This is a genomic window from Enterococcus sp. DIV1937 (assembly GCF_050535975.1).
Taxonomy (GTDB): Bacteria; Bacillota; Bacilli; order Lactobacillales; family Enterococcaceae; genus Enterococcus; species Enterococcus faecalis.
In genome coordinates this window covers 380,495-401,140 of sequence record NZ_CP172909.1, presented here as the reverse complement: position 1 = coordinate 401,140, position 20,646 = coordinate 380,495, and the positions used below count along the sequence as shown (strand labels likewise).

The 20,646-nt window shown below is 37.9% G+C and carries 23 protein-coding genes; 6 read left to right on the top strand and 17 right to left on the bottom strand.

Annotated features, from left to right (window positions below; translation table 11 throughout):
• Nucleotides 1-32 precede the first annotated feature (32 nt).
• Genes IGL13_RS02035 through IGL13_RS02025 form a run of 3 tightly spaced genes read right to left on the bottom strand, consistent with a single transcriptional unit; the run spans nt 33 to nt 2,797 of the window.
• Nucleotides 33-170, bottom strand: coding sequence for a hypothetical protein (locus IGL13_RS02035; RefSeq protein ID WP_002355364.1), 138 nt, complete (start codon nt 168-170; stop codon nt 33-35).
• 6 nt (nt 171-176) lie between these two features.
• Complete coding sequence (gene feoB / locus IGL13_RS02030; RefSeq protein WP_002355363.1) at nt 177-2,327, bottom strand: ferrous iron transport protein B; 2,151 nt, start codon at nt 2,325-2,327, stop codon at nt 177-179.
• Nucleotides 2,324-2,797 (bottom strand): ferrous iron transport protein A, encoded by a 474-nt coding sequence (locus IGL13_RS02025; protein ID WP_002355361.1) that lies wholly within the window; start codon nt 2,795-2,797, stop codon nt 2,324-2,326. Before IGL13_RS02025 ends, feoB begins: the two co-directional genes overlap by 4 nt.
• Nucleotides 2,798-3,309: 512 nt before the next feature.
• On the opposite strand from IGL13_RS02025, the gene IGL13_RS02020 reads away from it, so the two are divergent.
• The 4 genes from IGL13_RS02020 (at nt 3,310) to nrdF (ending at nt 7,219) form a co-directional block, all read left to right on the top strand.
• A complete protein-coding gene (locus IGL13_RS02020) occupies nt 3,310-3,534 on the top strand; it encodes a redoxin NrdH (protein ID WP_002355360.1) in 225 nt (74 codons plus the stop codon).
• Between the two features lies 1 nt (nt 3,535).
• Nucleotides 3,536-3,913: a class Ib ribonucleoside-diphosphate reductase assembly flavoprotein NrdI gene (gene nrdI / locus IGL13_RS02015; RefSeq protein WP_002355359.1), complete on the top strand. Its 378-nt coding sequence runs from the start codon at nt 3,536-3,538 to the stop codon at nt 3,911-3,913.
• Complete coding sequence (gene nrdE / locus IGL13_RS02010) at nt 3,894-6,053, top strand: class 1b ribonucleoside-diphosphate reductase subunit alpha (protein ID WP_002370231.1); 2,160 nt, start codon at nt 3,894-3,896, stop codon at nt 6,051-6,053. Before nrdI ends, nrdE begins: the two co-directional genes overlap by 20 nt.
• Nucleotides 6,054-6,253: 200 nt before the next feature.
• On the top strand, nt 6,254-7,219 hold the full coding sequence (gene nrdF, locus IGL13_RS02005) for a class 1b ribonucleoside-diphosphate reductase subunit beta (protein WP_002355357.1): 966 nt from the start codon (nt 6,254-6,256) through the stop codon (nt 7,217-7,219).
• 252 nt (nt 7,220-7,471) lie between these two features.
• Here the strand turns inward: nrdF and IGL13_RS02000 are convergent, their stop codons facing one another.
• The 6 genes from IGL13_RS02000 to IGL13_RS01975 form a co-directional block, all read right to left on the bottom strand.
• A complete protein-coding gene (locus IGL13_RS02000) occupies nt 7,472-7,828 on the bottom strand; it encodes a hypothetical protein (RefSeq protein WP_002375865.1) in 357 nt (118 codons plus the stop codon).
• A gap of 79 nt (nt 7,829-7,907) precedes the next feature.
• Entirely contained in the window at nt 7,908-8,609 is a 702-nt protein-coding gene (locus tag IGL13_RS01995) for an MgtC/SapB family protein (protein ID WP_002355354.1), read from the bottom strand.
• 95 nt (nt 8,610-8,704) lie between these two features.
• Nucleotides 8,705-9,406, bottom strand: a complete 702-nt coding sequence (nagB, locus tag IGL13_RS01990) for a glucosamine-6-phosphate deaminase (RefSeq protein ID WP_002355352.1) — start codon at nt 9,404-9,406, stop codon at nt 8,705-8,707.
• Between the two features lie 130 nt (nt 9,407-9,536).
• A complete protein-coding gene (locus IGL13_RS01985) occupies nt 9,537-10,745 on the bottom strand; it encodes an LCP family protein (RefSeq protein ID WP_002390468.1) in 1,209 nt (402 codons plus the stop codon).
• Between the two features lie 149 nt (nt 10,746-10,894).
• The gene (gene dapF / locus IGL13_RS01980; RefSeq protein WP_002377925.1) at nt 10,895-11,875 is read right to left on the bottom strand and encodes a diaminopimelate epimerase; all 981 of its coding nucleotides are present in this window, start codon (nt 11,873-11,875) and stop codon (nt 10,895-10,897) included.
• Nucleotides 11,876-12,022: 147 nt separating this feature from the next.
• Entirely contained in the window at nt 12,023-12,631 is a 609-nt protein-coding gene (locus tag IGL13_RS01975; protein WP_002361201.1) for a superoxide dismutase, read from the bottom strand.
• Nucleotides 12,632-12,824: 193 nt separating this feature from the next.
• Here IGL13_RS01975 and IGL13_RS01970 point away from each other — a divergent pair, with 193 nt between their 5' ends.
• Entirely contained in the window at nt 12,825-13,634 is an 810-nt protein-coding gene (locus IGL13_RS01970; protein WP_002355344.1) for a DUF1189 domain-containing protein, read from the top strand.
• 178 nt (nt 13,635-13,812) lie between these two features.
• On the opposite strand, the gene IGL13_RS01965 is transcribed toward IGL13_RS01970, so the two are convergent.
• From IGL13_RS01965 to IGL13_RS01935, 7 genes are read right to left on the bottom strand one after another with little or no spacing between them, the layout of a single operon-like run.
• A complete protein-coding gene (locus tag IGL13_RS01965) occupies nt 13,813-14,232 on the bottom strand; it encodes a PTS sugar transporter subunit IIA (RefSeq protein ID WP_002363016.1) in 420 nt (139 codons plus the stop codon).
• A 9-nt stretch (nt 14,233-14,241) separates the two neighbouring features.
• Entirely contained in the window at nt 14,242-15,231 is a 990-nt protein-coding gene (locus IGL13_RS01960) for a serine hydrolase domain-containing protein (protein ID WP_002401733.1), read from the bottom strand.
• A 12-nt stretch (nt 15,232-15,243) separates the two neighbouring features.
• Nucleotides 15,244-16,134: an N-acetylmuramic acid 6-phosphate etherase gene (gene murQ / locus IGL13_RS01955; protein WP_002355340.1), complete on the bottom strand. Its 891-nt coding sequence runs from the start codon at nt 16,132-16,134 to the stop codon at nt 15,244-15,246.
• A gap of 14 nt (nt 16,135-16,148) precedes the next feature.
• On the bottom strand, nt 16,149-17,000 hold the full coding sequence (locus IGL13_RS01950; RefSeq protein WP_002355339.1) for a MurR/RpiR family transcriptional regulator: 852 nt from the start codon (nt 16,998-17,000) through the stop codon (nt 16,149-16,151).
• Nucleotides 17,001-17,016: 16 nt separating this feature from the next.
• A complete protein-coding gene (locus IGL13_RS01945; protein ID WP_002355337.1) occupies nt 17,017-17,493 on the bottom strand; it encodes a PTS system mannose/fructose/N-acetylgalactosamine-transporter subunit IIB in 477 nt (158 codons plus the stop codon).
• Between the two features lie 30 nt (nt 17,494-17,523).
• Nucleotides 17,524-18,342, bottom strand: a complete 819-nt coding sequence (locus IGL13_RS01940; RefSeq protein ID WP_002355336.1) for a PTS system mannose/fructose/sorbose family transporter subunit IID — start codon at nt 18,340-18,342, stop codon at nt 17,524-17,526.
• Nucleotides 18,335-19,138, bottom strand: a complete 804-nt coding sequence (locus IGL13_RS01935) for a PTS mannose/fructose/sorbose/N-acetylgalactosamine transporter subunit IIC (RefSeq protein WP_002377923.1) — start codon at nt 19,136-19,138, stop codon at nt 18,335-18,337. The genes IGL13_RS01940 and IGL13_RS01935 overlap by 8 nt, the downstream gene beginning before the upstream one ends.
• 169 nt (nt 19,139-19,307) lie before the next feature.
• On the opposite strand from IGL13_RS01935, the gene IGL13_RS01930 reads away from it, so the two are divergent.
• A complete protein-coding gene (locus tag IGL13_RS01930; protein WP_225583261.1) occupies nt 19,308-20,078 on the top strand; it encodes a sulfite exporter TauE/SafE family protein in 771 nt (256 codons plus the stop codon).
• Between the two features lie 43 nt (nt 20,079-20,121).
• Here IGL13_RS01930 and IGL13_RS01925 read toward each other — a convergent pair whose 3' ends face one another.
• Complete coding sequence (locus IGL13_RS01925) at nt 20,122-20,523, bottom strand: organic hydroperoxide resistance protein (RefSeq protein ID WP_002355332.1); 402 nt, start codon at nt 20,521-20,523, stop codon at nt 20,122-20,124.
• Nucleotides 20,524-20,646: the final 123 nt, after the last annotated feature.

Genomic DNA, 20,646 nt, shown 5'->3' with positions numbered 1-20,646 from the left:
TTATTTATACAAGAGGGAATTTTTTTCAGTTGTTATTCTTGTGAAGATTGTTCTTTTTTTACAGGACAAGCTGTTTGACAATCTTCACAACTTTCCCCTTTTTTGATTCGTCGATAGGTGATGATTCCTGCTGTTCCAAAAATTAAAATGGATAAAATAATTGTTGCCATCCGTTATTACCCTCTTTCTAAAGAAGTGATTGCTTGGACACTTTCTTTGCCTGGCTTTGGTTTTCTTATAAGGAAATAAAATCCAGCTAAAACAACACCCATCGCTAAAAAAGTCCCCAGAGTTAGTGTGCCTTTTTCGACTAACACATGGCCTAATTGATAAATCACAAAACTGACCATATAAGCCAAACCGCATTGATAACCAATGGCTCCTAATGTCCATTTGAGGTCTCCCATTTCACGACGAATTGCGCCAATTGCAGCAAAACAAGGTGCACATAATAAGTTAAAAGTTAAGAACGAATAGGCCGCGACTGGCGTAAAGGTGTGTTGCAGTGCGCCCCAGACTTCTACCCCGTTTTCAGAAACATCTTTCACATTGCCAAATAAAATACCTAAGGTACCAATAATATTTTCTTTCGCTATCAATCCTGTAATTGTGGCAACTGCCCCTTGCCAATTACCCCAGCCTAATGGGATAAATAGCACCGCCAACCCTTTACCTAGAAATGCTAGAATACTTTGACTTTCTGGAACGGGTTGAAACGTCACAGAATAATGTGACATGAACCAAATGAGAATACTGGAAACAAAAATAATCGTACCTGCTTTTTTTACAAATGAGCGACATCGTTCATAGGCATGCCGAACCACACTTCTAAGCTGTGGCAAATGATAGGCGGGAAGTTCCATAATGAATGGTGCTGGATCTCCCGAAAAATGCTTGGTCTTTTTTAAAGCAATTCCTGATAACACAATGGAAGCAACCCCTAAGAAATAAGCAGAGGGCGAGACCCAACTTTGGTTAGGAAAAAATGCACCTGCAATCAGAGCGATAATTGGCAACTTCGCCGAACATGGCATAAAAGTCGTGACCATAATAGTCATTCGCCGATCGCGTTCGTTTTCAATCGTTCGACTAGCCATCACGCCTGGGACCCCACAACCTGTCGCAATTAACATTGGAATAAACGACTTACCAGATAGGCCGAATTTCCGAAACAAGCGATCCATGACAAAGGCAATCCGGGCCATATAGCCACAATCTTCTAAAAAACCTAAACATAAAAACAGGACGGCCAGTTGTGGTAAAAATCCTAACACCGCCCCAACACCTGCAATGATCCCATCTAAAATTAAACTTTGCATCCATGGCGCTACTTGCCATTGCGCCAACCAATTTCCCACAAATTGAGGAACCCATTCCCCAAAAAAGACATCATTTAACCAGTCTGTCCCCATTGTACCAACCGTTTGAATAGATAAGTAATAGACCAACCACATCACAAACGCAAAGATTGGCAACGCCAACCACCGATTGGTTACCACTCGGTCAATCTTATCACTGTGAGTAAATGTCATTTCTGTTTTTTTCGTCGCACACAAAGCAATTAATCGAGCAATAAAGGCATAGCGTTCATTAATGATAATCGCTTCACTTTCATCTTGAAAGATTTTTTCAGTAATTTGAATGACTTCTTCAATTTCTTTTTCTTGAAAAGAACTCAATAATAATTGCTCTTTGGTTCGAACATCTCGTTCAAAAAGTTTTAAACTATACCAACGCTGTTGCGTTTCAGGAACAGTATTCCCTAAAATATCAACAATTTCAGCAAGTGCTGCTTCTAAGCGATTATCATAAGAAGGATAAATAACCTCTGTCTCTATGGCATTCGCTCGCTGCTTACTTTGTTTTAAAGCATGATCCAACCCACGATTCTTCAAAGCACTAATCTCAACAACAGGCACGCCTAAGCCATAACTTAACTTTTCACTATTCAATGTTTGGCCGTTTTTTTCCAACAAATCCATCATATTTAACGCACAAACAACCGGTAATCCAGTTTCAATTAATTGTGTTGTTAAATAAAGATTCCGTTCCAAATTGGTCACATCGAGAATATTCAAAATCACTGAAGGTTGGTCCTCCAAAAGATAATCTCGTGCCACAATTTCTTCAGGCGTATAAGGAGAAAGAGAGTAAATCCCTGGCAAATCTTGAATAATGAGTGTCTTATCTTTCTTTGCCACCCCCTCTTTGCGTTCCACAGTCACCCCTGGCCAGTTTCCAACATATTGGTTGGCTCCTGTTAACATATTGAACGTTGTCGTTTTACCGCTATTAGGGTTGCCGGCTAGTGCAATTTGCTGAGTCATTCGCTTTCCTCCTTTTCAACCAAGATTAGTTCCGCTTCACTTTTTCGTAACGTTAGTTCGTAGCCACGTACATTGATTTCAATTGGATCAGCTAAAGGAGCTACTTTGCGAATAAAAATTACTGTTCCTTTTGTTAAGCCCATGTCCATCAACCGACGTTTCACCGCTCCTTGTCCGTGGATCCCTACTATTGTAGCGCGTTCTCCAACTTTTAAGGTATCCAAGGAGACCCAAACTTTCTCATTCGCCGAGCGCTCCTCCACATGAATCGCTTGTAAAATCGTATCTGTCAGCGCAATTCGACTATTATGTAATAAAACAATACCATTTTGATTCTGATAATTGACAAGGACAACTGCTTGGCCTGCAACGACACCTAAATTGTTCAGATGTTTCTTTGTCTGAACATCTGCTTGGACGCTTTCGACTGTATAGACTTTCCCAACTTCTGCCTGCGCTAACGTAATCATTTACTTTCCTCCATGTGAAAAAGTTTCAAACGAAAATGAGAATCGTTCTCAATTAAAAGAATACGCTTGCTTACACGGAAAGTCAATGAATTTCTGGATGTATCTCCTGTTTTCTTCTATTTTCCTTCTATATAGAGACACTTTTTTCAGGTTACTATTTTTGAAAAAAGTCAGCTCTTGTTTTTTATGTTACTAGCTACTATAAAATTCCACTCATTCAATAACAAATCCACTTATTTTTTCTTCTTGTGCCTAACTCAAATGTCAACACAATATTTAGTGTTTTTTCACTAAATGTTCTCTTTCAAAATTTTAATTTTTTTGTTTGTCAAACACTGACCAATGTGTTTTTTCTCCCAAAAACGAGGATTCACGTGTTTTCATTTTTCTTTCAAAAACACAAAAACTAGTATTATGAGAAAAACGCACCACAATATATAGTGTTAAAGTGTTGACTTTTTTCTACATAGATTTATACTAGTCTATGTAGAAAAAAAGAGGAGGAACTTTCAATGAACGTAAAAATCTTTTCAAAAAATAACTGTATCCAATGTAAAATGGCGAAACGTTTCCTAAGTGAAAATAACATCGCTTTTGAAGAAATCAATATCGACGCACAACCAGATGCTATCGACTGGTTAAAAGAACAAGGGTTCCAAAGCGTACCGGTAATCACATCTGAAGCAACAACCGTTGTTGGCTTCCGTCCAGACCAATTAAAACAATTGGCTAGCTAAGATGAAACTTGTTTATTTTTCAGTCACCGGTCAAACAAGGCGCTTTATTAAAAAATTGGATTTGCCTGCTTATGAACTTGAGCCAGCGAATCCTTTTTTTGAAATAAATGAGCCTTTTATTCTTGTCATTCCTACCTATGATGCAGAAATTACAGAGGTAGTGAATGACTTTCTTGATTATAAAAGTAACCAAGAACTGTTAGTTGGTGTAGCTGGTGGGGGCAACCGTAATTTTGCTGAATTATTTGTCTATACCGCCAAAGATATTGCCCGCGATTACCACGTTCCGCTTCTGTACTCCTTTGAGTTTAGCGGAACAGACGAAGACGTGGAGACCTTTAAGAAAGTAGTGGAAGAAATTGAGTCTAAAAGAAATTAAAGATGTCAGCTATTTCAAACTGAATAACGAGATTAACCGTCCTGTTGATGGTCAAATCCCTTTAAATAAAGATAAAGAAGCACTCGCAGCCTTCTTTAAAGAAAATGTAGAACCGAATACACGTAAATTCAGCTCTGCTGAAGAAAAAATCAACTTTTTAATGAAAGAAGATTTTATTGAAACTGAATTCATCGAAAAATATTCAATGGACTTTATTGAAAAATTATATGCTTTCTTAGATGAACAACATTTCCAATTCAAGTCTTTCATGGCGGCTTATAAATTTTATTCTCAATACGCTTTAAAGAACAACGCCGGAACAGAGTATTTAGAAACATATGAAGATCGTGTTGCCTTTAATGCCTTGTATTTTGCGGATGGCGATGAAGAGTTGGCTTTAACATTGGCGGATGAAATGATCCATCAACGGTATCAACCAGCCACACCTTCTTTCTTAAACGCTGGGCGTAAACGTCGAGGTGAATTGGTTTCTTGTTTCTTAGTTCAAGTAACAGATGATATGAACAGCATTGGGCGTTCAATTAATTCTGCCCTTCAATTATCACGAATCGGCGGTGGCGTAGGGATTACTCTTTCCAACTTACGTGAAGCGGGCGCACCAATCAAAGGTTATGATGGCGCAGCAAGTGGTGTTGTCCCTGTTATGAAATTATTTGAAGATAGCTTTAGCTACTCTAACCAACTAGGTCAACGTCAAGGTGCTGGTGTGGTTTATCTAAACGTCTTCCATCCAGATATTGAAATGTTCTTATCTGCTAAAAAAGAAAACGCTGATGAAAAAATCCGTGTAAAAACGTTGTCTCTTGGTGTTATTGTTCCAGATAAATTTTACGAATTAACACGTAACAACGAAGATATGTATTTATTTAGTCCTTATAGTGTGGAACGTGAATATGGTGTGCCTTATTCCTATGTAGATATCACCAAAGAATATGATAACCTAGTGGCCAATCCAAACATACGTAAACGTAAAATTAAAGCCCGTGACTTAGAAAATGAAATTTCTAAATTACAACAAGAATCTGGCTATCCTTATATCATCAATATTGATACAGCTAACAAAAACAATCCGATTGATGGCAAGATTATCATGAGTAACTTATGTTCTGAAATTCTTCAAGTTCAAACGCCTTCTGTTATTAATGGGAAACAAGAATATGAAGTTTTAGGAACAGATATTAGTTGTAACTTAGGTTCAACTAACATTGTTAATTTAATGGAAAGTCCTGACTTTGGAAAATCTGTCCGCGCTATGACGCGTGCGTTAACTTTTGTAACAGATGCTTCTGAAATTGATGTCGTGCCAACTATCCAAAATGGAAATCGTTTAAGCCATACAATCGGACTAGGCGCAATGGGCTTACACACCTTCTTCGCTAAAAATCATATGGAATACGGCTCTGAAGAATCATTAGACTTTACAGACATTTATTTCATGTTATTAAATTACTGGACTTTAATGGAAAGTAACCAAATTGCGAAAGAACGTAACCAAGTCTTCCATAATTTTGAAAAATCAGATTATGCTTCTGGTGCTTACTTCGATAAATATATTGAAGGCAACTTTACACCAAAATTTGATAAAGTGAAAGAAATTTTTAAAGACATTCAGATTCCAACGGCTGAAGATTGGGCTGCGTTACGCGATGCTGTGAAAAAAAATGGTCTTTATCATCAAAATCGTTTAGCCGTAGCGCCAAATGGTTCAATTTCATATATTAATGATACTAGTGCCAGCATTCATCCAATTACTCGCATGATTGAAGAACGTCAAGAGAAGAAAATTGGTAAGATTTACTATCCAGCGCCTTATTTAGCTAATGATACAATCCCTTACTATACTTCTGCTTACGACATGGATATGCGCAAAGTGATTGATGTCTACGCAACAGCGCAACAACACGTTGATCAAGGAATGAGTTTAACCTTGTTTATGCGTTCAGAAATCCCTGAAGGCTTGTATGAATGGAAAGAAACACCAAAACAAACAACCCGTGACTTAAACATTTTACGTCATTATGCGTTCAACAAAGGGATTAAATCAATTTACTATATTCGTACATTTACAGATGATGCTGAAGAAATTGGCAGCAATCAATGTGAGTCTTGCGTGATTTAATGAAAAGCACTTAAATAAGGCGTTCTGCTTGAGCGTCTTATTTTTTAGGAATGTTCTCTTTTTAAACAGGACATTTTCAGATATACTGGACAAAGAAGAACGGCTGCATGCTCCTATTTGGACTCTGTAGAACGTTTTAAGCGAAGAAACGAGACAACTAGTCAAACAGACTGCTGTCCCAGCATACAGGAGGAATAACCATGGCAACGTATTATGAAGCAATTAACTGGAACGCCATTGAAGACGTCATTGATAAATCCACTTGGGAAAAATTAACCGAACAATTTTGGTTAGATACACGGATTCCGTTATCCAATGACTTAGATGATTGGCGGACTCTTTCCGATTTAGAAAAAACTACTGTCGGCTACGTTTTCGGCGGTTTAACTTTATTAGATACTGTTCAATCAGAAAGCGGCATGGATCAACTGAGAAATGATGTGCGGACGCCCCATGAAGAAGCCGTCTTAAATAACATCCAATTCATGGAATCTGTCCATGCCAAAAGTTATTCTTCTATCTTCAGTACATTAAATACAAAAAAAGAGATTGATGATATTTTTGAGTGGACAAATACCAACAAACATCTGCAATATAAAGCAGAACGGATTAACGAAATTTATAAAAACGGTACTCCGTTAGAGAAAAAAATTGCTAGTGTATTTTTAGAAACGTTTTTATTCTATTCTGGGTTTTACACTCCTCTTTACTATTTAGGAAACAATAAACTAGCGAACGTCGCTGAAATTATTAAATTGATTATCCGTGATGAATCAGTGCACGGCACGTATATTGGCTATAAATTCCAATTAGGATTTAATGAATTACCAGAAGATGAGCAAGATAAACTAAAAGATTGGATGTATAATTTACTTTACGAATTGTACGAAAATGAAGAACGTTATACAGAAGAATTATATGATGACTTAGGTTGGACCGAAGAAGTAAAAACCTTTTTACGTTACAACGCCAACAAAGCTTTAATGAACTTAGGTATGGATCCCTTATTTGCGGATACAGCCAATGATGTGAACCCGATTGTAATGAATGGTATTTCGACAGGAACTAGCAACCATGACTTCTTCTCTCAAGTAGGAAATGGCTATTTACTAGGAACAGTTGAAGCCATGAAAGATGATGACTATCTTTACGGTTTAGATAAATAGCAAAAAGCTAGAAACGATTAACGTTTCTAGCTTTTTATTTTACCAACTTCCAGAGGCACCGCCACCGCCGAATGAGCCGCCACCGAACCAAGAACTAATCCAACCAAACATACTTTTCACCTCCCTAAGTAAAAGATATATATAAATTAGAGTATGAAACCATTTTATTATGTACCCTACTCTAACTTATAAGTAATTTCTTTTCTCATTGCCCCTGATAAACAGGATAACAATTAGCTTATGCAAAATGGATTACTTTTTTCTTTTAAAAGCAACCTGGATAATTTTGGAGAAAATAAAGCTAAAAATTATGATGCAGGCTAAAATAACAAAAGAACCGATAGTATTTTCCAAAACATTCTTAAATACGGGAATTTTTATTAACCCTAGATACCCAATAAGAGATAAAATAATGCCCACCAAATAAAATTGGAGTATTTCTCGGCTAGATTTTTCTTCTCCTTTTTCAAATCTGGTAGAAGCAAAATCTCCCACTTGAAATGGAAGGGGTGAACCATTTTGCGAAGGATCTACTTTTGTATTCATTTTATCAAAAGAAGAATTAGAGATATTCATTTTCTCATTAGCTTTTTCTTGATTATTTTTCATCCTACATCCCTCTCTATTTTCATTATCCCTATAAAACCAAACGCTAAAAGCATTCATTTCATGAGATATTTTTTAATTTCTATACATTAATCAATCGTAATTTTGTTACATTATTTGAAACAGATAGATCTTCGATAACATCGGCATACGTTAGGCCTTTAGGTAAATCAATAGTATAGATATTCGTATAGATTTTTGTATCATCCACCCAAGAAACATTGAAATTCACATCATAAATTTCAATATGTTTTTCTTCAAAATACTGATTAATAAATTCTTTGGTTTCTTGTTTATGTTGATAGCGAATTTCTAATTTTTTGATTGTTGGTACGTGAATAATTCGTTTGACAATGGTTAAGGCAAATAATACACCGATAAAACTTGTTAAGGCAATCGTATAGTAGCCCATGCCCACCGCGATCCCTAAACCAGCAACGGTCCATAGTGACGCTGCTGTCGTCAATCCGGTGACACTTTGTTTCGTTACAATGATGGTTCCAGCACCTAAAAAGCCGATTCCACTTACAACTTGTGCGATCAACCTTGCTTGATCTGAACGAATGACCCCCGTCAAAGCCGGATTAGCTAACGCATCTTTCAATGCATTGATTGCAATTTGCGACTGAATTAACGCAATAATAGCCGCGCCCATACAAACTAAAATGTGAGTGCGCATCCCTGCTGGGCGATTCTTATATTGTCTTTCAAAACCAATTGCGCCACCCATCACCATCGCTAGGACTAACCGTAAAATAATTTCTGGAATTGTTAGCTGTAACATCCTTTTCACCTCTTCTTCTATTACTTCCAGTATAACAAAAAAAGAACTTGAAACATAAGGAAATCCTTATGTTTCAAGTTCTTTTTCATCAACGATTATAATTTACTTGCAGCTGCATCATCAATGATTACAACAACATCTTGATGGTTTTGTAATGCACTTGCTGGCATGTCTGTTGTTACTGGTCCGTCAATCATTCCTTTAATGGCCTCTGCTTTTGCTTCGCCATAAGCCATTAAAATCATTTTTTTACCTTTCATGATTGAGCCAATCCCCATAGAAACAGCACGTGTTGGGACATCTTCTACTTTGTCAAAATAACGTTTGTTTGCGTTGATTGTTGATTCAGTCAACTCAACGACATGGGTTAAGCTATCTAGAGGTGTGCCTGGTTCGTTGAAACCAATGTGTCCATTTTGACCAATACCTAAGATTTGGATATCTACTGGATGTGCATCGATAATTTTTTCATATTCTGCGGAAGCAGCATCTAAATCTTCTGCTTTACCATTTGGTACAAATGTTTCTTTAAATGGTTTTTTGTCGAATAAGTGTTTGTTCATGAAATAACGGTAACTTTGCTCATCTTCGCCACCTAAACCAACATATTCATCTAAGTTTACAGAAGTCATTTCTGTAAAGTCGACATCACTTGCAGTCATTTCTTTATATAATGTTTCTGGTGTACTACCTGTTGCTAAGCCTAAAACTTTCGCACCATTGTTCATACCTTCTTTAATTAATTCAAACGCTTTTTTGCCGCCTTCTTCTGCATTTGCTACACGGATAATTTGCATTTTGACACGCTCCTTACGGTTTATTTTGGTATAGTCCAATTATAACACCTTCTGAAAAAAATTTCTAGAATAAAAGAAAAAAACTTCTATTTCTCATCAGAAATAGAAGTTTTCGAGCTTGTTTAACAGATTAATATTGTGGTGCGTTGGGATCCACATACGTATTTGGATCAGCATAAGCGTTTGGATCTGTGTACGCATTTGGGTCAACGTACGTATTCGGATCGTAGGCTCCTTCTGCTGCTTGTTGCGTATTGCCGTTGTATTCTGTTTGTCCGGCTGTGGTGTCCGCTGTGCTACTCGAACTAGTAGAGCTATTAGCACTTGAATCACCAGATTCACCAATCAGTGCAGTATCTGTAACAGCATAGCTAAACTGATTATAAAAGGCTAAATCTTTTTCACGTTCAGAAGCATGTTCTTTTAAACCAAGTTGTTTTCTAAGCGTTGTTTGTGTTTTGTATAAGCTATTTGGATCTAGGACTTGATAATAAATATCATCAATGGTTGCACTGTATCCTTGTAATTGTTCTGAGTCAATTGTTTTAAAGGCAGACAAATATTTTGATTGGATGTCCATCATGTCATCCCAGGTTAAGTCTGTTTTTACATTGGCTTCAACAGCATCAAGAATTTTTCGATATTTTGAAACACCATCAAAACTCATGACTTTGCGCACAATTTTCTCAACAACTTCTCGTTGGCGGCGTTGACGACCCACATCTCCTTCAGGATCTTCGTGACGCATCCGCGCATAAGCCAAACCTGTCGTGCCATCTAACTTGATTTTACCTGCTGGAACAGTAATACCGTCCAACGTAAATTCACCAATCGTATTATCTACTTCAATACCGCCTACCGCATCAATCAGGTCTTTTAACCCTTTCATATTGATGGATACATAGTGATGGATGGGAATATCCAGTAATTCTTGGACTGTATTAATCGCCATTTCGGCGCCACCAAATGCATAGGCATGGTTCAATTTGTCTTGTGTGTCATTTCCAACAATATCTGTTAGAATATCTCTATCCAAACTGATCATTGTGGACTTGTTTTCTTTCGGGTTGATGGTTACAACCATTGTAGTATCTGAACGACCTTGTTCTGTTCGACCTAAATCGCCTGTGTCAATCCCCATTAAAAGAACAGAGAATGGTTCTTGCGCATCAATATTGGCCGTGGCTCCTTTATTGGACTTACGGTTAACTGATTGATAGATCCCATTAATTGTTGAATTGGCATCTGAATACATCTTAATCCCGTAAGCACATACCCCAGCTACTACCACTAGCAAGACGCTCAAGAAGCCCAGTACTACTTTTTTCCATAGTTTCATAAGACACTTCCTCGTTTATCTAAGAATAATTCTTAATTCATGCCCTTTATTTTCTCATAGTTTGCTTATTCAAGCAATATTTTTTATTTTTTGGAACAAGAACTTAACACAATTGTAAAATAAAAGAGCGCTTTATCAAGGAACAATTGTTATTTTTGAGAAAGTGTTTGCAGAAATTCTTGATAATGTTTCTGTTCATTCGTTTCAGTGATAGTTATTTTCTCAAATGCACCATTTAGTAAATCAGTCAGTGATCCTTCAATCAAATGCGTAATCGTGGCATTCCCAATTAATTCCATCCAATAACTGCCATCAGACGTTTCGTGGACGACTGTTTTCACCATACCTCCAGCATTTTTGACGGTTATTTCTTCATAAAAAACACCATCTTTCAATAACGTATAAAGTAAACTACTTGCGCACATAGCTGTCCCACAAGCACTTGTAAAACCTACACCACGTTCATACGTTCGAACAAATAGTTGATTTTTGCCAAGAATTTCAACAAAACTCACATTTATCCCTTCTGGAAAATATGGATTTTCATTATTTACATAGGTAGCGATTCGTTCAAATTCTGGACCATTTAAGGTTTCGTGATCCACAAATGCTACAAGGTGCGGATTAGGCACTGCTACCGCTGTAAAGCGAATGGTGTTAGATAAGGCTGGTACGATTTCATCAATTAATGTTTGGACCCCTAAATGCATTGGGATAGTGACTGCTTCAAAACTTACTGGTGAAATTTCCACTTGGTAAGTCGCTACTTCTTCAGCTAAATTGGGGGCTTGACGTACTTTCAAATCTGCAAACATTGTTTCAACTGTAAATGATTTTTCTTGGTTTTTTTCAGATAAATAACGGGCAACCGTACGCAAGCCGTTCCCGCACATGCTTGCTTCACTACCATCGCTGTTAATCACTCGCATTCTAGCATTGGACGTGCCGTGAGTCCCTTCTCCTACCAAAAGTAACCCATCTGCTCCCGCCAATAATCCTGTTTCCCGCGAACATAACTGGATGCGCAATTGCTCAATTTCCTCAGCGGTTAAAGAACGCTCAAACTGTGTTTCATCCAATAAAAAGAAATCATTTTCTGACCCGTGTACTTTTTGCATCATAACATTCATTTTTTTAGCTCCTTCTTTATGTATCCGTTATCTTTCCCTACTTACTTTAGTATGCCATAAACGAACAACTATTTCGACCCTGGATTTGTAAAAGGAAAGAGTCAAATGACAGCCGTCATTTGACTCTTTCCTTCACAATTGGCAAACTTATTTTGCTGCTGCAAAAAGTTCGTTTACTTTATCCCAGTTAACAACGTTCCAGAATGCTTCAATGTAATCTGGACGAACGTTTTTATATTTTAAGTAATACGCATGTTCCCAAACGTCAAGACCTAAAACAGGTGTTTGGCCATCCATTAATGGTGAATCTTGGTTTGGTGTTGAAGTGATTTCTAATTTACCGTTATTCACAACTAACCAAGCCCAACCTGAACCAAAGCGGCCAGTTGCAGCTGTTTTGAAAGCAGCTTTCATTTCATCAAAGCTACCAAATGTTTCATCGATTGCTTCTTTAATAGCGCCAGTTGGTTGACCACCAGCATTTGGTGCCATAATTTCCCAGAAGAATGTATGGTTTGCGTGACCGCCACCATTGTTACGAACGGCTGTGCGGATATCTTCAGGAATAGCATTCATATCTGAAATTAGGTCTTCTACAGATTTTTCGCCTAATTCTGGATGTTTTTCAATCGCTGCGTTTAAGTTAGTCACATAAGTGTTGTGGTGTTTATCATGGTGTAAGTGCATTGTTTCCACGTCAATGTAAGGTTCTAATGCATCATAAGCATATGGTAATTCTGGTAATGTATAAGTCATTTTTTAAATCCCCCTATTTTTTAGTATGTAACATACGTCTTTCATACAACTATTATGATAACAGAGTGAACCGCTTTCTACAAAATAGTTTGCTTGCCAAAAGAAAAGTTTTACAAAAGAGGGAGATTACCTTGTGTTTCCCTCATAAATTCGCTAGAATGACCTGTAGAAGAACGATGTGAGGAGTAAATAAATGAATACATTGCAATTATTTAAGCAGGCCTTTTTTTCAGTTTCAGAATTACGGCATGCGAAAAAAATGGCGTTTTGGAAAGTAATTCTCTATGCTGTTTTTTTAAGTGCTATTTTAGCACTACCTATTACCAAACAAGTCTTTTCTGTGCTACAAGAGGTGCAACAAGATGGCCAAAAAATTGCAGAAAAGTTGCCTGACTTTTCTATTGAAAATGGCACGTTGCAAACAAAGGCCAAAGAATCTGGCTTTATTTATCAAACCGACTCGATTATTTTTACGTTTGATCCAGATGGAAAACGTACAGCCGCTGATGTCCAAAAGGATTTAATTGGTAATGCGTTTGGTTTGGCTTTTTTACAAGATGAATTTGTAGTCGCCTTACCAAATTCAGGCGCAACTGAATCAATTCTAGGCACCGACCAATTTATCTTCCCCTATAGTAAAGGAACCTTAGATGGCGTTAACGCTCAGAGTATCAAGACTGCGCTAAGTGAGGCAGCGATCCCCTGGTGGACAAAACTCATTGTCTTTTTAGTGGCTATCTACCCTGTTCTAATCGGTTTAGTTTTAGACTTACTGATTGCCGCTATCGGTGCATCTCTCTATTCAAAATTACGTTTTTATTCTTTACGTTTGATTGATTGTTTAAAAATTATTACGTATTGTGCTACCGTGCCAGTTATCTTAAGTGCTATTTTAAACTTCGTAAATCCGATGTTTAACGATGGCATCCTAGTTATTTTACTAAGTCTGTTCTTTTTCTTTGTCACAACCAAAAACGAACCACGGAATATCCCTGGTTCTTAAAAAAAGAGCCTGGAACAAAAATCACTTTGGATTTTTGTTCCAGGCTCAAAACCTGATAAACGGCGGGAACAGAACCAACTCCTTCGGAAATAAGCCGAAATTCTCCAAAAATTAAAAAGCAATTTTCGGAAATTCCTTCTTATTTCTCGGAGCTAAACGGTTCCGTCCCGACCTCTTTCTATTCTTCAAATTCTTCTTCATCTGTTAATTCAGGTAAGTCAATCGTGGTCACCGCAGATTGGCCAATTTGCGTTAAATATGCAGCTAATTCATCCACATTTTCCACAGGTGAGACGGCTGCTTCAATTGCCATTGCTAAATTAAGTCCAGCGACTACTCGCAATTGCGGATAAGTGCCCATGGCCATCATAGCCACATTACAAGGTGTTCCTCCTTTTAAATCAGCTAATACAAGCGTCGGGACATTGCCAGCTTCTTTTAAGATTGCTGCCAGTTTTGCTTGCGTGCCGCTCAAGCCATCTTCTGCGGTCATTGACACAATCGCAGCATCTGCTAATTCCCCGACAATCATTTGAGTAGAAGCTAAGGTTTCTTCTGCCATCCGTCCATGGCTCATTAAAATTAATTTTGGTTTCATCATATCCTCCTAAAAATACTGCTGATAAATTTTTGTTCGTGCTTTCAGAAAGCCACGTTCTTCACGAGTGGGATGAATCCGATTCGTCAGCAAAATTAGGGCTTCTTTGGTCTCTTTTTTCATACCAATCGCCGTTCCAGTAAAGCCAGTATGATACAAATAGCCTGCCCCTGCTTGCGTCTTTTTCACTTCCCAACCAAATGTACGTCCCCCTTGGTTCATAGACCAGAGAGCATCGAACATTTTTTCAGAAAATAATGGTTTGCCAGACGGGTAGCGATTGTTCATAAAACACTGAACAAAAGTGAGTAAATCTGGTAAAGTTGCAAATAAACCTGCACTGCCAATTGGCGCTTTTAGTTGATAGGCTTTCGAATCGTGGACCACTCCCTGAATAACGCCGCGTTGTTTTGTAATCTCTGTGGGCACTGCCTGGGCAAAATCGCTGACCGTAAAACTTGTATGCTGTAGGTTCATTGGTTGAAATAAGTATGTTTGAAAGCTCTCTTCTAATGAGCAGCGATCCAATACTTGAATAATTTCTCCCAATAAGTAATACCCTAAATCAGAATAAGTGGTTTTCCCTCGTTCAGATAACGAATGCGTTAAAATGATTTCTTGCAAGCTTTTTTTTGTGACATTTTTCTTATCGACAACATCAGCTGGCAGTCCGCTCTGATGCAGTAGAAGCTCCCCAATCGAACAAGATAGTCCTTGATAATCAGGTAGGATTTCCCCCACAGTGGTTGAAAAAGTAAGCTGATTTGTATCGATTAATTGTAACATTCGATTTGTTGTCCCAATAACTTTCGTTAAGGACGCTAAATCATACAGGCTAGCTGATGAAACCTTTTGTCTTGCAAATGGACCAGTATTACCTAAAAAGCCCGTATACTGTTCTGATAAGCTATCTTCTGTGATCGTCCCCCAAGCGACACCCGGAACGACTTGCTGATTAATCAGTCTCTGAATTGTTTCTTGAATTGCGATTTGATTCATTGTTCACCACTTCTATGCTAAAACTTCTGAAATCCGTCCATCATGTTCTGCTAATAGTTGTTTGGCTTTTTGAAAATCAACGTGGGCTTTTGCCATTACAATGGCTGGTGCCACTTCTAGCTGTGCTGCCTCCAAGTATTCTTTGGCTTGCGATTCCTCGATTTCTGCTGCTTCTTTAATGATATTCGTGGCACGTTGAATTAATTTTTCGTTCGTTGGTTGTACATTGACCATCAAATTTTGATAGATATTCCCTACTTTAACCATAATTCCTGTTGAAAACATATTTAACACCATTTTCTGTGCTGAACCCGCTTTCATTCTAGTTGACCCTGTAATGACTTCCGGTCCGACAATTGGCGCAATCCCAATTTCCGCCAATTGATTCATCGGACTTTGATTATTACAGGTAACTGAAATGGTTAGAGCGCCCACTTTTTTTCCGTATTCAATTGCGGAAACAGCATATGGTGTCCGACCACTAGCAGCAATCGCAATTACGACATCTCGGGCGGTCAATTGATGTTGCGTTAAATCTTCGATAGCTAATTCTTTCGAGTCTTCAGCGCCTTCAATTGCTTGATACATTGCTTTTTCACCACCAGCTAAAATACCAAATGCGCGTTCTGGCGACACACTATATGTGGGCGTTAATTCAATCGCATCCAAAGCACCTAAACGTCCAGACGTTCCTGCACCACAATAGATTAAACGGCCCCCTTTTTTAAATCGTTCTGCCGCTGCATCAATTGCTGCAGCGATCTGCGGAAGCACCTTTTCAATTGCTTGTGCTACCTTTTGGTCTTCTTGATTTATTAAAGTCACCATCTCTAATGTTGACACTTGGTCAATCTTTTTAGTCGCTTCATTTCTGGCTTCTGTCGTTAATCCTTCTAAGTTCATTTGCTTGCACACCCCTACTTCTCTTTTAGACGGCTGACAAGTTGACTCGTTTCAATCATATTGCGTTCAATTTCTGTGTCTAAATCATCTTGAATTGAACCTAAATACAGAACATCGCCAATTGCCATTGACGAAGCAATCGATGAAATAGCCCCAACTCGGATGAGGTGCTCATTATTGGGGACTAAAAGAACTTCATCGCTCAATGATCGCACGTTTTCTCCATCGTTACTGGTAATAAAAATAACCGTTGCACCTCTATTTTTGGCAATTTCACAGGCGATTAAGGCTTCTTTTGTCAAACCACTATAGGAGACCGTGATCAAAATGTCTTGTGCCGTTGCATAATTTAAAAACTCCAACATCATGTGACTATCATAATTAAAAATCGCTTGGCGACCAGCGCGGTTAAACTTGTGATAAAGATTATAAGTCGTTAAAGAAGAGGCACCAATTCCAACCAAATGAATTTTTTCCGCTTTTTTAACATGCGCGATTGCTCGTTCCAAGGCTTGTTTATCCACTGTATAAAATAAATCCTCAATCGTAGCATTTAATAAAGATTCCACTTTCATACAAATAGTATCCACCGAATCATCCGCCGCTACAATTGGATCAATATCTTTTTTACCGTTACTGGCAGCTTGTACCGCTGCAATGGATAGTTTTAACTCTTCCCAGCTGTCAAACCCTAATTGTTTAGAAAAACGGGTAACTGACGCTGGAGAAGTTTCGCTATTGCTAGCAATTTCGTTTGCTGTTAATGAGAGAAGACGGGTCGGATCCTTCAGTATATAGTCTGCGATTCTCTTATTTACTTTGGAAAAGTCCTTATATTTTTGTCTGATTGAACGGATTGGCTCCATCTTCTCATCTCCATTTCTATTTTATGAAAGTTAAAATTGCTTCGTTTGGTTCAGAAGGGATCATCTGTGCGGTAATAGTCACCCCATTATCTGTTAAACGACGAACGGTTTGAATATCTTCATCGGTTAATGCAACAGATTTTTTAATTGCTCGACTGCCTTCTTTTTGAGAAATATTGCCGACATTGAAGCTCTGTAATGGGACACCGCCATCAATTAAAGCCGCCATGTCTGCAATGTCTTTCGTAATTAAAAAGACTTTTTCTTCATCATAATTGCCTGCTAAAATTTTTTCAATCGCTTTACGTTTTGATAAAATGGATAATTTAACTCCTGCAGGCTTAGCCATTTTTAAGGCACCAATTTGTAATTGATCTTTGACAGCGGCATCATTTACTACCATGATTCTTTGTGCGCCAACCGTATTCGTCCAAACAGTTGCAACTTGTCCGTGAATTAAACGCTCATCTACTCTTGCATGTACAATTGTCATAATAAATCTCTCCTATTATATACTATTTTTTTAAAATAAACCGCCAACCCAAGCCAACATTGGTTGTAAATTGCCTAAAACCATGCCAATTAAAATTAAAACAAAGATTAGCCGTGTTGAATTCATTTTCTTTTTCCCTAGTAACCAATAGGATAAAAGAACAATCCCTAAAGGAATTAATGCGGGTAAAATTTTATCCAACATTTCTTGAACAGATAATGTTACATCTCCCATTTTATAAGTTAAATCTAATTTGTAAGTAATTACCGAAGGAATCAAACCGCCGACCACCGTTAACCCTAAAATAGCTGCACCTTGCGTAAACAATTTCATTTTATCCGCAAATTCTGTCGCAATTTTTTTCCCTTGATGGTAACCAATCCAAGTGAATTTATAGCGAACCCATAGGACCACTGCTCCGGCAATTAACGGGATCAGTAACCCAACAACCTGGCCCCCTTGCGCCATGTAAGCTGCAATCGAAAAAACAATCGCACGATAAATCGCGATAAAAATGGTATCACCAACACCAGCAAACGGACCCATTAGACCTGTTTTCAAACCAGTAATGGCCGTTTCATCTTCAATGCCGACTTCTTCTTCCAAAGCCATATCAGCTCCGACAATTAAGTGCGACATGGCTGGCGTTGTATTCATAAAGCCAAGATGTGTCTTCAAGGCTTTCTTCATAGCTACTGGATCTTCACTGTATAGTCGCTTTAATGCAGGCATCATCACCCAAGCGTAACCAAGTCCTTGCATTTTTTCATAGTTCCAGCCCCACTGATAGCCAAAAAGATTACGGACGTAAACTTTATTAATATCCTTTTTTGTTAATTTGTTAGTCATCAATCTCAACCTCCTCATCATCTTCGTAAATAACCGTGCCACTTGTTGTAGCTGCGCCGCCTTTGTTATGATTCATCACATAAATCGCTGCTAAAGCCAAGCCAACCAGTGCGACACCTAAAACTGAGAAGAATTGGGCCCCATAAGCAAGTAACACGAACCCAATAATAAAATAGGGCCAGTATGTTTTAATTGGTAAGTAACGCATTAAAATAGCAATCCCCATCGCTGGTAAAATAGCGCCTGCTGCTTTTAACCCATTCATCACCCAAATAGGAATCCAATCATTGATAGCGTTTACAACTTGTTCACCAAAAGCTAGGCCAATAAAAACTGGGATGACACGAGAAATCGTCCAAGGAAAAATTCCTAAAACATTGCAACGCTCGACCCCTTTATAATTGCCTTCTTCCGCATAACGATCTGCTTTGTGTTGAAAAAACGTATTAGCCATTCTGCCTAAAATATCTAGTTGTGTTAATAATAACCCAATCGGAACCGCAACTCCGATACCATACTCTGCCCCTTTCCCTGAAATGATTGCATAAGCCGTTCCCATAATGGCCCCCGAAAGAAAGTCTGGGACTGTTGCTCCTCCATAAGTCGCTACGCCTAATGTCATCAATTGAAGCGTTGCCCCAATCATCAAACCTGTTTGAACATCTCCTAAGACTAGGCCAGTAAACGTTGCAGCAAACAATGGTGTATATGGACCAATCTGAATAGAAATTTGGTCAAGTACACCAACAACTGTGTAAAGACATAAAATCAAAATAATACCAATCGATACTGTCATGCTTTCTCATCCTCCTTGAATGCGTTTTCTTTTTTGTATTTGTAGAATACCATTAAAGAAATATCATTTCAAGTTCTTTTTAAAAATATTTTTAAATGAAATTACATTTCTTATATAATTTTTGTGCTATACTAAAAGAAAACGGTTTAGGAGTGATTATGTGCGGGTTTTGCTGATTTATTTCATAACTATTTTTCTATCCAATACAGTTGGGGCGCTCTCTGGGATGGGTGGAGGCGTCATTATTAAGCCTGTTTTGGATTTTCTTGGGTTCCATTCGTTAAATAGTATTGCGTTCTATTCAAGTGTCGCTGTTTTTGTCATGTCCATTTCTTCGACTTATAAACAGTATCAAAATGGTGTCCAAATTGAATGGAAAAAAGCCGCGAGTATTTCGTTTGGTTCCTTAGTCGGCGGCATGTTAGGTGATTTACTTCTTAATCAGGCGATTGCACTAGCGCCAAATGAAGAAAAAGTACAACTAATCCAATATATCATCATGTTGCTGACCTTGGTTTTGGTTCTTCTCTACAATCAATTTTCCAACTGGCACTTACACCTCAACGGATTGAGCATTTTTCTGATTGTTGGATTAGGCTTAGGGATTCTGTCAACCTTTTTAGGCATCGGTGGCGGTCCCATTAATGTAGCTTGCCTTATTCTCTTTTTTGGAATGGATATCAAATCAGCAACTGTCTATTCCATCATTACTATTTTTTTCTCCCAACTCGCCAAACTTGGCAATATCGGCTTGACCACAGGGTTTGCGGTTTTTGATTTGACAATGCTTTGGGCTATTATTCCTGCCGCTTTATTCGGTGGTTATGTCGGCGGTCTTTTCAGTAAAAAATTATCCCAACAACGGGTCGCCCAAATTTATAGTTTAGTTGTTTTTTTAGTTATTTTGTTAAATATGTATAATTTGTGGAGTGTTATCTAAAAAAGAAGCGCTTTGTCGTATAGACAAAGCGCTTCTTTTTTAATTAAATCACTGTTAATTTAACATCTATATTATTTCTTGTTGCTTTAGAATATGGGCAAATTTCGTGGGCTTTTTTAACAAGTTCTTCTGCTTTAGCTTGATCTACCCCATCAATATGAACTTCTAATTCAGCACCAACGCTAAATCCATCTTCTCCTTGGAATAAGGAAACACGTGCAGTTACTGTACTTTTACCTTCGACTTTTTCTTGATCCATCACTAATTCTAATGCACCGTTAAAGCAAGCACTGTAAGCCGCTGCGAATAATTGTTCTGGATTTGTTGTATTTTCTTTCTTGACACCTGGCGAAGCAACCGCATAAGAAAATGATTTATCCGGTGAGTGAACTTCTCCTGCACGTCCACCCGTATTAATGATAGTTGTTTCATAGATTTTTTTCATGTAAATTCCTCTCCTTTGTAAAGTTTTACACTTCTGAGAACTTGTTACTTACATAATTATTGTAGGAAACTTTGTCAGATACAGCAAACGTTGTGCTTGTGAATAATAAAAAATAACATTTAA

Bases quoted from the DNA above. Each gene is read 5' to 3' on its own strand.
- IGL13_RS02035 (WP_002355364.1), bottom strand. From the start codon at position 170: ATGGCAACAATTATTTTATCCATTTTAATTTTTGGAACAGCAGGAATC.
- feoB (WP_002355363.1), bottom strand. From the start codon at position 2,327: ATGACTCAGCAAATTGCACTAGCCGGCAACCCTAATAGCGGTAAAACG.
- IGL13_RS02025 (WP_002355361.1), bottom strand. From the start codon at position 2,797: ATGATTACGTTAGCGCAGGCAGAAGTTGGGAAAGTCTATACAGTCGAA.
- IGL13_RS02020 (WP_002355360.1), top strand. From the start codon at position 3,310: ATGAACGTAAAAATCTTTTCAAAAAATAACTGTATCCAATGTAAAATG.
- nrdI (WP_002355359.1), top strand. From the start codon at position 3,536: ATGAAACTTGTTTATTTTTCAGTCACCGGTCAAACAAGGCGCTTTATT.
- nrdF (WP_002355357.1), top strand. From the start codon at position 6,254: ATGGCAACGTATTATGAAGCAATTAACTGGAACGCCATTGAAGACGTC.
- IGL13_RS02000 (WP_002375865.1), bottom strand. From the start codon at position 7,828: ATGAAAAATAATCAAGAAAAAGCTAATGAGAAAATGAATATCTCTAAT.
- IGL13_RS01995 (WP_002355354.1), bottom strand. From the start codon at position 8,609: ATGTTACAGCTAACAATTCCAGAAATTATTTTACGGTTAGTCCTAGCG.
- nagB (WP_002355352.1), bottom strand. From the start codon at position 9,406: ATGCAAATTATCCGTGTAGCAAATGCAGAAGAAGGCGGCAAAAAAGCG.
- IGL13_RS01985 (WP_002390468.1), bottom strand. From the start codon at position 10,745: ATGAAACTATGGAAAAAAGTAGTACTGGGCTTCTTGAGCGTCTTGCTA.
- dapF (WP_002377925.1), bottom strand. From the start codon at position 11,875: ATGAATGTTATGATGCAAAAAGTACACGGGTCAGAAAATGATTTCTTT.
- IGL13_RS01975 (WP_002361201.1), bottom strand. From the start codon at position 12,631: ATGACTTATACATTACCAGAATTACCATATGCTTATGATGCATTAGAA.
- IGL13_RS01970 (WP_002355344.1), top strand. From the start codon at position 12,825: ATGAATACATTGCAATTATTTAAGCAGGCCTTTTTTTCAGTTTCAGAA.
- IGL13_RS01965 (WP_002363016.1), bottom strand. From the start codon at position 14,232: ATGAAACCAAAATTAATTTTAATGAGCCATGGACGGATGGCAGAAGAA.
- IGL13_RS01960 (WP_002401733.1), bottom strand. From the start codon at position 15,231: ATGAATCAAATCGCAATTCAAGAAACAATTCAGAGACTGATTAATCAG.
- murQ (WP_002355340.1), bottom strand. From the start codon at position 16,134: ATGAACTTAGAAGGATTAACGACAGAAGCCAGAAATGAAGCGACTAAA.
- IGL13_RS01950 (WP_002355339.1), bottom strand. From the start codon at position 17,000: ATGGAGCCAATCCGTTCAATCAGACAAAAATATAAGGACTTTTCCAAA.
- IGL13_RS01945 (WP_002355337.1), bottom strand. From the start codon at position 17,493: ATGACAATTGTACATGCAAGAGTAGATGAGCGTTTAATTCACGGACAA.
- IGL13_RS01940 (WP_002355336.1), bottom strand. From the start codon at position 18,342: ATGACTAACAAATTAACAAAAAAGGATATTAATAAAGTTTACGTCCGT.
- IGL13_RS01935 (WP_002377923.1), bottom strand. From the start codon at position 19,138: ATGACAGTATCGATTGGTATTATTTTGATTTTATGTCTTTACACAGTT.
- IGL13_RS01925 (WP_002355332.1), bottom strand. From the start codon at position 20,523: ATGAAAAAAATCTATGAAACAACTATCATTAATACGGGTGGACGTGCA.